This is a genomic window from Bradyrhizobium sp. Ec3.3 (assembly GCF_000472925.1).
In the GTDB taxonomy this organism is placed as follows: Bacteria; Pseudomonadota; Alphaproteobacteria; order Rhizobiales; family Xanthobacteraceae; genus Bradyrhizobium.
This window is the reverse complement of record NZ_AXAS01000033.1, coordinates 103,755-117,320: the sequence shown is the minus strand read 5'-3', so window position 1 is coordinate 117,320 and position 13,566 is coordinate 103,755. Positions and strand designations below refer to the sequence as shown.

Genomic DNA, 13,566 nt, shown 5'->3' with positions numbered 1-13,566 from the left:
CAACATAGGCCCAGATTACCCGCACAGGATGATCCTGCCCGATCAGGCTGTCGATATCGACCGCCCGCAATTCGACCTGGTCGCGCAAGGGCTCACGCAGCCGAGGTGCTCCCCGCGGCACTGCTTCGGTTCGTGGCGCCGACTGTTCCGGCAACTCGCCAAAAAGTCTATCGTCAGCCATCATTCTCTCCAGCAAATCAATCTGCTTAGAGAATCATATCCACCTGACGCTCGATACGAAAAGAGTCACAGCCTCGTAGGGTGGGCAAAGCCTCGGCCGTCGCTCGAAGAGCGAGGGCAGAGGCGTGCCCACCACTTCTATCACCGGGGCGAAGCAGACGAGGTGGGCACGCTCCCGCCTTCGTTCTTCGAACGAAGGCGTACACTTTGCCCACCCTACAGCGTCGGTGCCCAATCCATTGCCCCTTATGCCGATATCGGCATAAGGCGCATAATGCCGTAACCCGAATTATGCCGATGACCAACGTTGGCGGCTGTCAGAGCGGGTTCTGGCCGTTCGTCAGCTCGGCATAATCGGATTTATTACGCACAGCGAGTTCGGTCGCCTCTAACCCGGCAGAAATGGGGTGGGAAGCTGACGGTCGTGTTTTTGAGTTTTGTTGGCAAGAGCAGCCATTACGCTCAATTGCTTTGCACTGTTCCAACCGGGAGCTTCCCGGCTTGATGAGCCAAACGTGGGCTACTAAATGTGCCGTCATCTTCGAGGGAGTTTGCCACATGATCGATATCGACAAGGTGAGGGCGGATACCCCCGCTTGCGAGCAAGTGCTGCATTTTAACAATGCGGGGGCTTCATTAATGCCTCGTCAGGTCTACGAGGCGGTCAAGGGCGTGTTGGATCTAGAAAACGGCGTGGGCGGCTACGAAGCCGAGCGGCGCCTAGCAGACGATTTGCAGGCATTTTACAGCGAATTCGCGGCCCTTTTGAATGCCAGGCCGGATGAAATCGCCTTTGTCGAAAACGCCACTCGTGCGTGGGATATGGCGTTCTATGCTCTCCCCCTCCAATCGGGCGACCGGGTCATTACACACGGTTCAGAATATGCGTCGAACTTCCTGGCATTTCTGCATCAGGCCAAAAGACGTGGGATCGAGATTGACATAGCGCCTTCCGACGAGAGCGGACAACTCGATGTCGCTGCGCTCGAAACTCTGATCAGGCCCGCCACAAAGCTTATCGCCATCACGCATGTCCCAACACAGGGTGGGCTGGTGAACCCGGCAGCCGCAGTTGGCCAAGTCGCCAAGAAGCACAACATCCTGTACCTGCTTGATGCATGCCAGTCAGTCGGCCAGCTTGAGGTGGATGTGAAGGCCATTGGTTGCGACATCCTTTCCGGCACCGGCCGCAAATTTCTGCGGGGGCCGCGCGGCACCGGCTTTCTCTATGTCAGCAACGCCATTGTCGAAAAACTCGACCCGCCATTTATCGACCTTCTGTCGGCCAACTGGACGACCAATGATCAGTACGAGCTGGCGGCGGGCGCAAAGCGTTTCGAGAACTGGGAAAGCTATGTCGGCGGCCGCGTCGGTCTCATGACTGCTGTCCGATATGCGCGGAGCATCGGCATCGCGGTGATCGAACAGCGCGTGTCGTCCTTGGCCGCCGCGCTTCGGGATGCTCTTTGCGGTGAGACGGGTGTTTCCGTTCATGACCTCGGGCGGACGAAGTGCGGCATCGTCACCTTCCAGAAGCAAGGTCTCGAACCGCAGAACATTGCCGAGCACCTGAGAGCCCAGCAGATCAACGTCTCGGTGTCCGGCGTGCCCTATGCCCGGCTTGATCTTGGCGGGCGGGGGCTCTCCTCGCTGGTTCGCGCCTCCGTGCACTACTTCAACACGGAAAAGGAGATCGAACGTTTCGTGGAAATAGTGTCCAGCCTTATTCCCACTTGATGGAGGGTGATGGCTGCTTTTGGCAACTCAGCTTTCCACTGTGAACTTCTGAGATGGGGTCGTTTCTTGCCGATGGGCTTTGGAGGGAGAGCAAAAAGTCGGAAAACAGATACGGATTTAACGTGAAGTTGTCGCTCCAAAACCATGGAGCACAAGAATGCACATATCCGATCAAGCCACCTGCTTCGACCCGTACTTGGCATCATTCGAGGAAAGTCTTTCCTCCAATAACTATAAGCCCGATACTCTCGCGAATTACCGCTGCCTGCTGCGTCGCTTTAGACGCCTGCTCGACGCTGAGGGTATTGCGCCATCCTCACTGACACCAAACCTTGCTGCTGAGTTGGCGCAGCGCGTACCAACCGCCCCAAAATGCACCATCAAGGTTTACAATCTTGTTCGGCGCTTCGTCGCGCACCTGGTCGAAATTGGCGTGGCCGCTATCCCGCCGCTGACACCTGCTCAGGCGGAGCGGGCCAAATTACTGAGCAGCTTCGAGACCTATCTCGTCAAGCAGCGGGGCCTCAGCCCGCGGACAATCTACCACACGCTGCGCTTTGCGAACCGGTTCCTTGACTATTGCTTCGGCGAGATGATGATCGATTTGGCTAGCTTGCGTCCAGCCGATGCAATTGGCTTCATCGAACACGTGCTCGCAGGCGCACGTCGCGACAAAACAATTACGACCCATGTCCGCACCTTCCTCCAATATCTTGATGCCGATCTCGTCGCCGACTTCCTCGTTCACACCGAGACTGCACGCGGCAACAGCGCGCGTAGCCGCAACACCCGGTTGGCCGCGATCCGATCGTTCTTCCGGTACCTCGCCATGAGCGATCCGACCTGGTTGCTGCATTGCCAGCGCATCCTCGCCATGCCGAATAAGCGCTATGTGCGGCGTGCGGTGACGTTCCTCGACGGAGAAGAGATCGCGGCCCTGCTGGCGGCGCCGGACCGCACGACGTGGACCGGACGTCGTGACCATGCGCTGCTTCTGCTTGCTGTGCAGACGGGTCTGCGGGCTTCCGAACTAGTCGGCCTCAGATGCGGCGATGTGGTGCTCGGAACCGGCGCCCATATCCGTTGCATGGGCAAGGGGCGGAAAGAACGTGCCACTCCGCTTCGCCGCGAGACGGCCAAGCTCCTGGCGAGTTGGATCGGCGACAACAAGGAGAGCAAACCGCTCTTCCCCTCGCTCCGTGGCGAAATTTTGAGCCGCGACGCTCTCGAGCATCTTGTCCGCAAGCACAGCCTGACTGCATCGAGGATGTGCCCAAGTATCGGAACCAAGCGGGTCACGCCCCATACTCTTCGTCACAGCACTGCGATGGACCTGCTCCATCACGGTGTCGACCCAGCGGTGATCGCACTCTGGCTCGGTCACGAAAACGTCGAGACCACCCAGGTCTACATCCATGCCGACATGAGGCTGAAGGAGAAGGCGCTCGCCCGCGTTACCGCCCCGGACACCCCCTCAAGCCGGTTCAGACCGGACGACCAGCTCCTCTCGTTCCTTGAGGCGCTCTGATTATGCCGAACTGCCGCATGGCCGAAGCTAGGAGAACCAACCTCTAACGGACGTCATGCGGCATAATCAGGGTTACGGCATTATGGCACGCTTCGTGCAACCCAGCGCGATACGAAATGACGTTGCGTCTCTCCGCTTCCCGGAAGGGAGCAGAATGACGCGACGCAATCATTAGCCAAGGGAGACCCCGACATGAAGCGTTCCGACCTCACCGAAAAGCTGCTCGACATCAAGCGCGAGAAGGGCTGGAGCTGGAAATACATCTGCGAGACGATCGGCGGCTATTCGGAGGTGCTGATCGTCGGCGCGATCATGGGCCAGATGAAATTGACCAAGCCGCAGGCCGCCAATGCCGGTGAGCTGTTCGGTCTGTCGAAATCCGAGACCGCCATGCTCAACGAGGTGCCGATGCGCGGCACCGGCACGCCGATGCCGCCGACTGATCCCCTGATTTACCGCTTCTACGAGATGGTGATGGTCAACGGTCCGGCCTGGAAGGCCCTGATCGAGGAGGAGTTCGGCGACGGTATCATGTCGGCGATCGATTTCGACATGGCGATCGAGCGCGTTGCCAATCCCAAGGGCGACCGCGTCAAGATCACCATGAGCGGGAAATTCCTGCCGTACAAATATTACGGCGCGAGCGGCAACGTGCCGGAGTACGGCTTCAAGGAGGAGTGACCGCGGCGAAGGCGTCGCGGAGCTCCTTGATCGGCGCCATCTCGCGAACGTAGGTGAAGGATCCGTTCTCCTTCATCTCGCGCGCGCTGCGCAGGAAGGCTGCGAGCGCAAATCGCGACATGGCGCCCCCGACGCTGATGCGCTTGACGCCGGCCTCCGACAATTGCGCGAGCGTCAGCATCGGGTCGGCAAAGCCCATCACCAGGTTGAAGGGCTTTGTCAGCGACGAGACGACCGTCTTGATCGTCGCGAGGTCGTAAACGCCGGGTGCATAGAGCACGTCGGCCCCTGCGGCCTCGAACGCCCTCAGGCGCTTGATGGTGTCGTCGAGATCATTGCGCCCGTGCAGCAGGTTTTCGGCACGCGCGGTCAACGTGAACGGGATCGACAGCGAGCGGGCCGTCTCCACCGCGGCCTGGACACGCTCGAGCGCGAGAGAGAAATCATAGATCGGCCGCGCCCGATCGCCCGTGAAATCCTCGATTGAGCCGCCGACCGCGCCGGCCTCGGCCGCGCGCCGGATCGCCTCGGCCGCACGTTTCGGCTCATGCGCGCCGCAGTTCTCGAGATCGACGCTGACCGGCAGGTCGGTCGCCGCGGCAATCGCGCGGCAATTGTCGAGGATGCCATCCAGGCTGACGGTCGAGCTGCCGAGCATGTTGGCAAGCCCGAGGCTGGTGGTTGCGAGCGCCTCGAATCCCATGGCTGCGAGCAGTTTTGCGGTACCGGCATCCCAAGGGTTTGGAATGATGAAGGCGCCGGGCCGCTCGTGCAGGGCTCGAAATGTCTTTGCCTTCTCCAATTGGCTCGTCATGGCTCGCTTCCCGTGTCGTGGTGTCTGTTCGGACACCAGCGATAGGAGTATTTCCGCCATTCGCCAAATTTGTTATTTCTCTTAACATCATCAGCTTTTTGCATGAGGTGTCCGTGATGGACAGCGATGCCCTCGATACGTTCCTGACCGTTCACCGCAGGGGAGGGATCTCGAATGCGGCCAAGGTGCTGCATCGCTCGCAGCCGGCGATTTCGCGCCGCATTGCTCTGCTGGAGCAGGAGCTCGGCGTGCCCCTGTTCGAGCGGATCGCGGGTCGGACGCTGCTGAGCGATGCCGGGCGCGTGCTGGTCCCCTATGCCGAGCGCGCCGTCGCGGCCGCGCAGGATGCGGAACAGGCGATACGCGCGCTCACGAAACAGAATTCAGGACCCGTCTCGCTCGCCGTGACCGGCACGCTCGCCGACAGCCGCCTCTCGGAGATCATGAAGGGATTTGCGAGAGCGCAGCCGGACGTCGCGCTCACGCTTCGCACCGCCACCAGCACTGAGGTCAGCGATCTCATCCGCCGCGGCGAGGCGACGATCGGGCTGCGCTACAATGTCGATCGGTCGGCGGACCTTGCTTGCGAGCCGATCCTGACCGAGCGGCTGCAAGTCGTGTGCGCGCCCGATCATCCGCTCGCCGGCGAGCGGGTCAGACGTCTCGCCGAGCTTCGCGAGCAACGCTGGATCGCGTTTCCCGAGATACCCGGGCGCCGCGAGATTGCGGCCTCCCACGTCTTTGCGTTGTTTCTCACGCAAGGATTGGGCGAGGTGGAATGGACGCCAGTCGACAGCCTCACGGCACAGAAGCGCCTCGTCGAATCGGGCTTCGGTCTTGCGCTGCTCGCGCAAAGCCATGTGGCCGAGGAGATGGTCTCGGGCACCATGTCGACGATTGCCGTCGGCGATCTCTCGGCAAGCCACGATGTGGTTGTCGTTACCCGGCGCAGCGGATTTTTGAGCATGGCCGCGCGGCAATTGCTGGAGGCGATCCGGCGTGACTACAGCGCTGTCGGTGCCGTGGTGGCCGGGCGTCCGCGGAAACGTCGCACGGCGCGCAAAACGCGTGCGCGCCGGCGCGCTGCATAGACGGCGTTCGCTTATTTCCCGGCCTTGACCTCGGTTGCCGCCGCGGCCAGCAGCTCGGTCATTTTGGCGCGAATCGCTTGCTCGGTGGTCGCGACGCCCTTGGAGGTCAAGTCGCCCAAAACCTTGCGTAGGACGTCACCGTCGCCGGCTTCCTCGAAATCGGCTGCGACCACCTCCTTGGCATAAGCCGTGGCGGCATCGCCCGTGATGCCGAGCTTCTCGGCGGCCCACAGGCCGAGCATCCGGTTGCGGCGGGCCTCGGCCTTGAATTTCTGCTCCTCGTCGAGGGCGAATTTCTTCTCGAATCCTTCCTCGCGCTTGTCGAAAGTGGTCATGCTTTTCCGTTCCAATTCCCTGGCTGAATCCGGCCGTGACGCCGCGTTGCGGTGACCCCGGCCGATGCCTACATAAGGGGCACGAATCGGCAGACCAATGAGCCGTTAAGCCGCAGGCAAGACGGTATAAGTTGGTGCCGGAAGAGCCGGATCGATTGTGCTGGGACAGCCAATCGGATAGGTTGCCTAAAGGTTTGGTTCCTGTTCTGTTTCTATGGGTTCCGGGCCGTTCACGGCAGCTCCGCTGTGGGTCCTAATACTTGTCAACCGGAGCACACCAAATTCATGGATTTTAACAAAACACGGTACATCCCCATGAGCCGTCGGCGTCGCATTTATGAAGGCAAGGCAAAGGTTCTTTACGAAGGTCCCGAGCCCGGCACCCTGATCCAGCACTTCAAGGACGACGCCACCGCGTTCAATGCGAAGAAGCACCAGGTGATCGAGGGCAAGGGTGTCCTCAACAACCGGATCTCGGAGTACCTGTTTCAGCACCTCAACGACATCGGGGTGCCGACCCATTTCATTCGCCGCCTCAACATGCGCGAGCAGTTGATCCGTGAGGTCGAGATCGTGCCGCTCGAGGTGGTGGTGCGGAACGTCGCCGCTGGCTCGCTGTCGCAGCGGCTCGGCATCGAGGAGGGCACGCAGCTGCCGCGCTCGATCATCGAATTCTACTACAAGAACGACCAGCTCAACGACCCGATGGTGTCGGAAGAGCACATCACCGCCTTCGGCTGGGCGACGCCGCAGGAGATCGACGACATCATGGCGCTCGCCATCCGCGTCAACGACTTCCTGACCGGCCTCTTCCTCGGCATCGGCATCCGCCTCGTCGACTTCAAGATGGAATGCGGCCGCCTGTTCGAGAACGAGATGATGCGCATCATCGTCGCTGACGAGATTTCGCCGGACTCCTGCCGGCTCTGGGACATCAAGTCGAACGAGAAGCTCGACAAGGACCGCTTCCGCAGGGACCTCGGCGGCCTGCTCGAGGCCTATACCGAAGTTGCAAAGCGCCTCGGCATCCTCATGGAGAACGAGCGTCCGGCGGGCTCGGGCCCGGTGCTGGTGAAGAGCTGAGAGGGATTATCGACGTGAAGGCACGTGTCACCGTTACCCTGAAGACGGGCATTCTGGATCCGCAGGGCAAGGCCATCGAAGGCGCGCTGAAATCGCTCGGCGTCGACGGCGTTGCCAGCGTCCGTCAGGGCAAGGTGTTCGACATCGAGCTCGCCGGCGCGGACAAGGCCAAGGCCGAAGCCACGCTGAAGGAAGCTGCCGACAAGCTTCTGGCGAACACCGTGATCGAGAATTATCGCGTCGAGATTGTGTGAGTCTGCCCTGTAGACCCTCATGGTGAGGAGGCGCGCACGCGCCGTCTAGCGGACGATGCTCCGCATCGCCGCGAGAACCATGCAGGCCCGGCTCTCACGCCTCGGCCTTCATCCTTCGAGACGCGCGCGAAGGGCGCGCGAGGGGTCGCACTTTGTGGGCTGAGAGCTTTCGCCTAGAGCCACCCGGCGCGGCGGAAGCGCCAGTAGAGCGCGCTGCATGAAATCAGCATCACGCTGAGCAGGGCGTAATAGCCGTACTCCCATTGCAGCTCCGGCATGTTCTTGAAGTTCATGCCGTAGATGCCGGCAAGCGCGGTGGGGATGGCGAGGATCGCGAGCCACGAGGCGAGCTTCTTGGAAACCGCCGTCTCCTGCGCCTGGCCGACCAAGAGGCTTGCTTCAAACGCGAAGGCGAGCACCTCGCGCATGGAATCGATGCGCTCCTGGATATTCCTGACGTGGTCGGTGACGTCGCGGAACAGCGGCTGCATGGTCGGGCGGACCATCGACAACTCGTCGTGCTCCAGCCGGCGGCAGACTTCCACCAGAGGGCCGATAGCATTGCGCAGCCGCAGCAGGTCGCGGCGCAGCATGTAGAGCCGCTCGATCTGCGGCTTGCTGATCGGCTTCGAGAGCACGTCGTCCTCGATCCCCTCGACCTCATCGTGAATGCTTTCGAGCACGGGGGAGTAGTTGTCGACGATGAAATCGAGGATGGCATAGAGGATGTAGTCCTCGCCGCGCGCCAGCGCCCGTGGGCAGCTCTCGCAACGTTCGCGCACCGCCGTATAGGAGGTCGAAGCGCCGTGACGGACGGTCACGAGATAGCCGTCGCCGACGAAGATGTGCGTCTCGCCGAACACGATCCGGCCCTCGAAGAGTTGCGCCGTCCGCGCCACGATGAACAGGGCCTCGCCATATTGCTCGATCTTCGGCCGCTGATGGGCGTGGTTGGCATCCTCGATCGCGAGCTCGTGCAGGTCGAATTGCTTCTGTACCGCGCTGAGCAGCGCGATGCCCGGCTCATGCAGCCCGATCCAGACGACGTGGTCTGGCTTTGCCCGCCAGCTCGAGGCTTCGCTGATCGCGATGTTGGCGACGCGCCGGCCGTCGACATAGGCGCCGGCCGCAACGACGCCCTCGGTGGAGACCGGTTCGGCTGGGGAGGTGGGCGACGACGGGACGTTCATGGCTTCAATCCCGGGCAAAATCGTTCGGCCAAAGGGCGGGCTATGGCCTGTGCACAAAGCGGCCAAGTGAGGCTAGCACTGGTAAAATCCGCGTCAAATGGTTATGTCTCCTCACGATTTGGCCATTGGCCAGCCCGATTCCATTCCTCGCTTCGGAACTCAAAGCCATGAAAGCCGCCATCCTCGTCTTTCCCGGAATCAATCGCGAGCGCGACATGGCGCGTGCGCTGAAGCTGATCTCGGGACACGAGCCGGCGATGGTCTGGCACGCCGAGACGTCGCTTCCGGCAGGAACTGATCTGGTCGTGGTGCCCGGCGGCTTCTCCTATGGTGATTACCTGCGCTGTGGCGCCATCGCGGCGCGCGCGCCGGTGATGGATGCGGTGCGCAACTATGCGGCCAAGGGTGGCCTCGTGCTCGGCGTCTGCAACGGTTTCCAGATCCTCTGCGAGTCCGGCCTCTTGCCGGGCGTGCTGATGCGCAATGCGCGGCTCAAGTTCATCTGTCACGACGTGCATCTGCGCGTCGAACGCTCCGATACGCCGTTCACCCGCGGCTACAATGCCGGCCAGGTGATCCGCGTGCCGGTCGCCCATGGCGAGGGCAATTACGAGGCGGATGAGGAAACCATCAAGCGGCTCGAAGGCGAGGGGCGGGTGCTCTATCGCTACTGCTCGGCCGAAGGTGTCGTCGACGAGGCCCACAACATCAACGGCGCGGCGCATTCCATCGCCGGCATCGTCAACGACAAGGGCAACGTGCTCGGCATGATGCCGCATCCGGAAAACCACGTCGAAGACATCATGGGCTGCACCGACGGGCGCGGCCTGTTCGCCGGCCTCGTCGCGCATCTCGACCGCGCGGCGTGAACCTCATCACGCGACATCGCGACTGACGGAGGATTGTTCGAACGCGCGCGAAGACCCGCGCGATCCGAACAACTTTGGATTGTCTCATCGCGTTGGCATGCTATCAAGGGTGTCAGCGCCATTGATACGCACGTCGGATTTCGCATGCCCGTTGCCCTGATCGTCCTGTTGCTCGAGATCACGCTCATCTGGCACGCGGCGCGCACCGGGCGGTTGCGGCCTTGGGCGTTCATCATCCTGATGGTGCCGCTGGTCGGCTCGCTGGCCTACATCATCGTCGAGCTCATTCCCGAATGGTTCTCGAGCCCGCAGGCGCGACAGGCCCGCCAAAGCTTCGCCAACCGGCTCGATCCGGAAAAGCGCTATCGCGAATTGCAGGACCGTCTCGCCGCGACCGACACCATCGCCAATCGCGCCGCGCTTGCCGAGGAATGCGTGAAGATCGCGCGGTTCGGCGAGGCCGAACGGCACTACGATCACATCCTGAAGCTGCCGATGGGCAACGACCCTGTCTATGCGCTCGGCAAGGCGCAGGCGGAATTTTCAGGCAATCGTCCGGCCGATGCGCTGGCCACCCTCGACGATCTCCAGAAGCAGTGGCCGGAGTACGACTCGGCCGAAGCGCATCTGCTGTACGCTCGCGCGCTCGCCGAGGTCGGACGCCTTGACGAGGCGCTCGAGGAATATCACGCCGTGTCGTCCTACTTCCCCGGTGCCGAGGCGCGGGTGCGCTACGGCATGCTGCTGCAAATGGTCGGCCGCACCGCGGAAGCGCGGGTGATCTTCAACGAGCTCCTGATCCAGATGCGCCGCGCACCAAAATATCTGCGCAATGCGCAGGCCGAGTGGCTCTCGATCGCCGAGAAGCAGCTCTCGACCTAAGCGCCGGTCGGCGGTGGCGCCTTCCGCTTCACCCGCTTGATCGTGCCGGAGAAGGTGAACAGCCTGCGCTCGCCGGCCATCATCTCCCCGCGCAGGAAGATCAGGGAGCCGCCGGCCCGGGTGACCTCGCCGGTGCATTCGATCAGCTCGCCCTCGTGCCCCGCATCGAGGAATTCGCAGCCAAAATTGACGGTCACGCCCCGCCCCTGCAGCGCATGGCGGCCGATCGCGAACAGGCAGTAATCGGCGAACGCCATGAAGCAGCCGCCATGAACGTTCTGGGACCCGTTGAGGTGCTTTTTCTCGACCCGAAAGGCGCAGCGGACACGGCCGTCCTCCTCGAAACGGTGCCAGAAGGGGCCGATATGGTTCTCAAAACTGTCGCGAATCCAGGTCTGCCAGCCCTTGAATTCCCCCTCGGTCGCGACATGCAGGTCGGGGCGGTGGGGAGAGGTCGTTTTGGTCGGCTCGTGCAAGGAATGGGGCCTTCAAATGAGGGGTTTTTGCCCTTAAATCCGATCCGTCCGCGCTGTGCAATTCCTGTTCCCGCGGGCCCCTTCTGCAAAACTATGGACAGTGGGAAAATGCGCCTTAAAGGGCTTTTCCCAGGCCGTGGATGTTCCTAAGAACGGCCAGACCCCGCCGAAAGCGCCGAATCCATGCTCAAGAACGAACCGAAGATCACCCCCGAACTCGTTGCCGCCCACGGGCTCAAGCCCGACGAGTATGAGCGCATCCTGAAGCTGATCGGGCGGGAGCCGACCTTCACCGAGCTCGGCATCTTCTCGGCGATGTGGAACGAGCACTGCTCGTACAAGTCCTCGCGCATCCATCTGCGCGGCCTGCCGACGAAGGCGCCCTGGGTGATCCAGGGCCCCGGCGAGAATGCCGGCGTGATCGACATCGGCGACGGGCAGGCTGTCGTCTTCAAGATGGAGAGCCACAACCACCCGAGCTACATCGAGCCCTATCAGGGTGCGACCACCGGCGTCGGCGGCATCTTGCGCGACGTCTTCACCATGGGCGCGCGCCCCATCGCCTGCCTGAACGCGCTGAGCTTCGGCGCACCCGAGCATCCCAAGACGCGGCACCTCGTCTCCGGCGTCGTCGCCGGCGTCGGCGGCTACGGCAATTCCTTCGGCGTGCCGACGGTCGGCGGGCAGGTGCGCTTCCACACCCGCTATGACGGCAACATCCTCGTCAACGCCATGGCTGTCGGCCTCGCCGATGCCGACAAGATCTTCTATGCGGCCGCCTCCGGCGTGAACATGCCGATCGTCTATTTGGGCTCCAAGACGGGGCGCGACGGCATTCACGGCGCCTCGATGGCGTCGGCCGAGTTCGACGACAAGTCAGAGGAGAAGCGTCCCACCGTGCAGGTCGGCGATCCCTTTGCCGAGAAGCTGCTGCTCGAGGCCTGTCTCGAGATCATGGAAAAGGGCTGCGTCATCGCGATCCAGGACATGGGCGCGGCGGGGCTCACATGCTCGGCAGTCGAGATGGGCGCCAAGGGCGACCTCGGCGTCGATCTCGATCTCGACGCGGTGCCGACGCGCGAGACCGGCATGAGCGCCTACGAGATGATGCTCTCGGAGAGTCAGGAGCGCATGCTCATGGTGCTCAAGCCCGAGAAGGAGAAAGAGGCCGAGGCGATCTTCAAGAAGTGGGGGCTGGATTTCGCCGTGGTCGGCTACACCACGCCCACCAAGCGCTTCGTGGTCAAGCATGGCGGCGACGTCATGGCCGACCTGCCGATCAAGGAGCTCGGCGACGAGGCGCCGGTCTATGACCGGCCGCATGTCCCCTCCGTCGCGCTGCCGGTCGTGCATGCCCGCGAGGTCGCGGCGCCGATGGGCATTGGTGCTGCGCTCGAAAAGCTGATCGGCACGCCCGAGCTGTGCAGCAAGCGCTGGGTCTGGGAGCAGTACGACCACGTCATCCTCGGCAACACGTTGCAGCGCCCCGGCGGTGATGCTGCCGTCGTGCGCGTACAGGACGGGCCGAAGGGGCTCGCGATGACGGTGGATGTGACGCCGCGCTATTGCGAGGCTGATCCATTCGAGGGTGGTAAGCAGGCGGTGGCCGAAGCCTGGCGCAACATTACCGCGGTCGGCGGCAAGCCGCTCGCGATCACCGACAATCTCAATTTCGGCAATCCGGAGCGGCCCGAGATCATGGGCCAGTTCGTCGGCTGCCTGAAGGGCATTTCGGAAGCCTGCCGCGCGCTGGATTTCCCGGTCGTGTCCGGCAACGTCTCGCTCTACAACGAGACCAATGGCCGCGCGATCCTGCCGACGCCCTCGATCGGCGGCGTCGGCGTGCTCGATGATTTCACCAAGTCCGCTTCGCTCGCCTTCAAGGCCGAGGGTGAGGCGATCCTCCTGATCGGCGAGACCCATGGCTGGCTCGGCCAGTCGGTCTACTTACGCGACATCTGCGGTCGCGAGGAGGGCGCGCCGCCGCCGGTCGATCTTGCCGCCGAAAAGCGCAATGGCGACGTCGTGCGCGGCATGATCCATGCGGGCACCGCGACCGCGGCTCATGACCTCTCTGATGGCGGTCTTCTGGTGGCGCTGGCCGAGATGGCGATGGCGAGCGGCATCGGCGCGCGCCTGCTAGCTGCGCCGACAGCGCTCGTGCCGCACGCCTATTGGTTCGGCGAGGACCAGGCGCGCTACATCGTGACGGTGCCCGAGACGCAGGCCGGCCTCGTGCTTGCAAAGATGCGCGGCTGTGAGGTGCCCTGCGTGCGCATCGGCACCACCGGCGGCGACGCAATCGCGATTGTCGGCGAGGCGCCGGTCAAGATCGAGACGCTGCGCACCGCGTTCGAGCGCTGGCTGCCGGAATACATGGGCGCGAAGGTGGCGTAAGTCGCCACTTTCTCCGTCATTGCGAGCGCAGCGAAGCAATCCAGAATCC

The 13,566-nt window shown here is 62.6% G+C and carries 13 protein-coding genes and 1 pseudogene; 9 read left to right on the top strand and 5 right to left on the bottom strand.

The genetic code is table 11. From position 1 onward, the window contains the following. Positions 1-184, bottom strand: a pseudogene (locus YUU_RS56710) (IS5/IS1182 family transposase); the annotation flags it as partial. A 554-nt stretch (positions 185-738) separates the two neighbouring features. Here YUU_RS56710 and YUU_RS0128150 point away from each other — a divergent pair. The 3 genes from YUU_RS0128150 to cynS all read left to right on the top strand — a co-directional run bounded on the left by YUU_RS0128150 (position 739) and on the right by cynS (position 4,126). Then, on the top strand, positions 739-1,917 hold the full coding sequence (locus YUU_RS0128150) for an aminotransferase class V-fold PLP-dependent enzyme (protein ID WP_027525394.1): 1,179 nt from the start codon (positions 739-741) through the stop codon (positions 1,915-1,917). A 157-nt stretch (positions 1,918-2,074) separates the two neighbouring features. Next, positions 2,075-3,445, top strand: a complete 1,371-nt coding sequence (locus YUU_RS60380) for a tyrosine-type recombinase/integrase (RefSeq protein WP_198031836.1) — start codon at positions 2,075-2,077, stop codon at positions 3,443-3,445. A gap of 192 nt (positions 3,446-3,637) precedes the next feature. Further along, entirely contained in the window at positions 3,638-4,126 is a 489-nt protein-coding gene (gene cynS / locus YUU_RS51900; RefSeq protein WP_051389918.1) for a cyanase, read from the top strand. Here the strand turns inward: cynS and YUU_RS51895 are convergent. Next, the gene (locus YUU_RS51895; RefSeq protein WP_035663512.1) at positions 4,113-4,940 is read right to left on the bottom strand and encodes an oxaloacetate decarboxylase; all 828 of its coding nucleotides are present in this window, start codon (positions 4,938-4,940) and stop codon (positions 4,113-4,115) included. The two genes, cynS and YUU_RS51895, sit on opposite strands and share 14 nt — an antisense overlap. Positions 4,941-5,056: 116 nt before the next feature. Between YUU_RS51895 and YUU_RS0128130 the strand changes: the two genes are divergently transcribed. Beyond that, positions 5,057-6,031 carry a LysR family transcriptional regulator gene (locus tag YUU_RS0128130; protein WP_035663530.1) on the top strand — a complete coding sequence of 325 codons (975 nt, stop codon included), beginning with the start codon at positions 5,057-5,059 and terminating at the stop codon, positions 6,029-6,031. 11 nt (positions 6,032-6,042) lie between these two features. Here YUU_RS0128130 and YUU_RS0128125 read toward each other — a convergent pair whose 3' ends face one another. Next, a complete protein-coding gene (locus tag YUU_RS0128125; RefSeq protein ID WP_027525391.1) occupies positions 6,043-6,366 on the bottom strand; it encodes a DUF1476 domain-containing protein in 324 nt (107 codons plus the stop codon). A 315-nt stretch (positions 6,367-6,681) separates the two neighbouring features. On the opposite strand from YUU_RS0128125, the gene purC reads away from it, so the two are divergent. Together purC and purS are read left to right on the top strand one after the other, a co-directional pair. Beyond that, on the top strand, positions 6,682-7,449 hold the full coding sequence (gene purC, locus YUU_RS0128120; RefSeq protein WP_008974302.1) for a phosphoribosylaminoimidazolesuccinocarboxamide synthase: 768 nt from the start codon (positions 6,682-6,684) through the stop codon (positions 7,447-7,449). 14 nt (positions 7,450-7,463) lie between these two features. Then, entirely contained in the window at positions 7,464-7,703 is a 240-nt protein-coding gene (gene purS, locus YUU_RS0128115; RefSeq protein WP_027525390.1) for a phosphoribosylformylglycinamidine synthase subunit PurS, read from the top strand. A gap of 173 nt (positions 7,704-7,876) precedes the next feature. Here the strand turns inward: purS and YUU_RS0128110 are convergent, their stop codons facing one another. Next, positions 7,877-8,893 carry a magnesium and cobalt transport protein CorA gene (locus YUU_RS0128110; protein WP_027525389.1) on the bottom strand — a complete coding sequence of 339 codons (1,017 nt, stop codon included), beginning with the start codon at positions 8,891-8,893 and terminating at the stop codon, positions 7,877-7,879. A 167-nt stretch (positions 8,894-9,060) separates the two neighbouring features. Between YUU_RS0128110 and purQ the strand changes: the two genes are divergently transcribed. Beyond that, on the top strand, positions 9,061-9,762 hold the full coding sequence (purQ, locus tag YUU_RS0128105) for a phosphoribosylformylglycinamidine synthase subunit PurQ (protein WP_027525388.1): 702 nt from the start codon (positions 9,061-9,063) through the stop codon (positions 9,760-9,762). Between the two features lie 144 nt (positions 9,763-9,906). Continuing rightward, positions 9,907-10,644: a tetratricopeptide repeat protein gene (locus tag YUU_RS0128100; protein ID WP_027525387.1), complete on the top strand. Its 738-nt coding sequence runs from the start codon at positions 9,907-9,909 to the stop codon at positions 10,642-10,644. On the opposite strand, the gene YUU_RS0128095 is transcribed toward YUU_RS0128100, so the two are convergent. Beyond that, positions 10,641-11,120, bottom strand: coding sequence for a PaaI family thioesterase (locus YUU_RS0128095; RefSeq protein WP_027525386.1), 480 nt, complete (start codon positions 11,118-11,120; stop codon positions 10,641-10,643). The two genes, YUU_RS0128100 and YUU_RS0128095, sit on opposite strands and share 4 nt — an antisense overlap. Positions 11,121-11,303: 183 nt before the next feature. Here YUU_RS0128095 and purL point away from each other — a divergent pair, with 183 nt between their 5' ends. Next, a complete protein-coding gene (gene purL, locus YUU_RS0128090) occupies positions 11,304-13,517 on the top strand; it encodes a phosphoribosylformylglycinamidine synthase subunit PurL (protein ID WP_027525385.1) in 2,214 nt (737 codons plus the stop codon). Positions 13,518-13,566: the final 49 nt, after the last annotated feature.

Excerpts from the sequence above, each read along its gene's own strand:
- purL (WP_027525385.1), top strand. The coding sequence starts at position 11,304 with ATGCTCAAGAACGAACCGAAGATCACCCCCGAACTCGTTGCCGCCCAC.
- cynS (WP_051389918.1), top strand. The coding sequence starts at position 3,638 with ATGAAGCGTTCCGACCTCACCGAAAAGCTGCTCGACATCAAGCGCGAG.
- purQ (WP_027525388.1), top strand. The coding sequence starts at position 9,061 with ATGAAAGCCGCCATCCTCGTCTTTCCCGGAATCAATCGCGAGCGCGAC.
- YUU_RS60380 (WP_198031836.1), top strand. The coding sequence starts at position 2,075 with ATGCACATATCCGATCAAGCCACCTGCTTCGACCCGTACTTGGCATCA.
- YUU_RS0128110 (WP_027525389.1), bottom strand. The coding sequence starts at position 8,893 with ATGAACGTCCCGTCGTCGCCCACCTCCCCAGCCGAACCGGTCTCCACC.
- YUU_RS51895 (WP_035663512.1), bottom strand. The coding sequence starts at position 4,940 with ATGACGAGCCAATTGGAGAAGGCAAAGACATTTCGAGCCCTGCACGAG.
- YUU_RS0128130 (WP_035663530.1), top strand. The coding sequence starts at position 5,057 with ATGGACAGCGATGCCCTCGATACGTTCCTGACCGTTCACCGCAGGGGA.
- purC (WP_008974302.1), top strand. The coding sequence starts at position 6,682 with ATGAGCCGTCGGCGTCGCATTTATGAAGGCAAGGCAAAGGTTCTTTAC.
- YUU_RS0128125 (WP_027525391.1), bottom strand. The coding sequence starts at position 6,366 with ATGACCACTTTCGACAAGCGCGAGGAAGGATTCGAGAAGAAATTCGCC.
- YUU_RS0128150 (WP_027525394.1), top strand. The coding sequence starts at position 739 with ATGATCGATATCGACAAGGTGAGGGCGGATACCCCCGCTTGCGAGCAA.
- YUU_RS0128100 (WP_027525387.1), top strand. The coding sequence starts at position 9,907 with ATGCCCGTTGCCCTGATCGTCCTGTTGCTCGAGATCACGCTCATCTGG.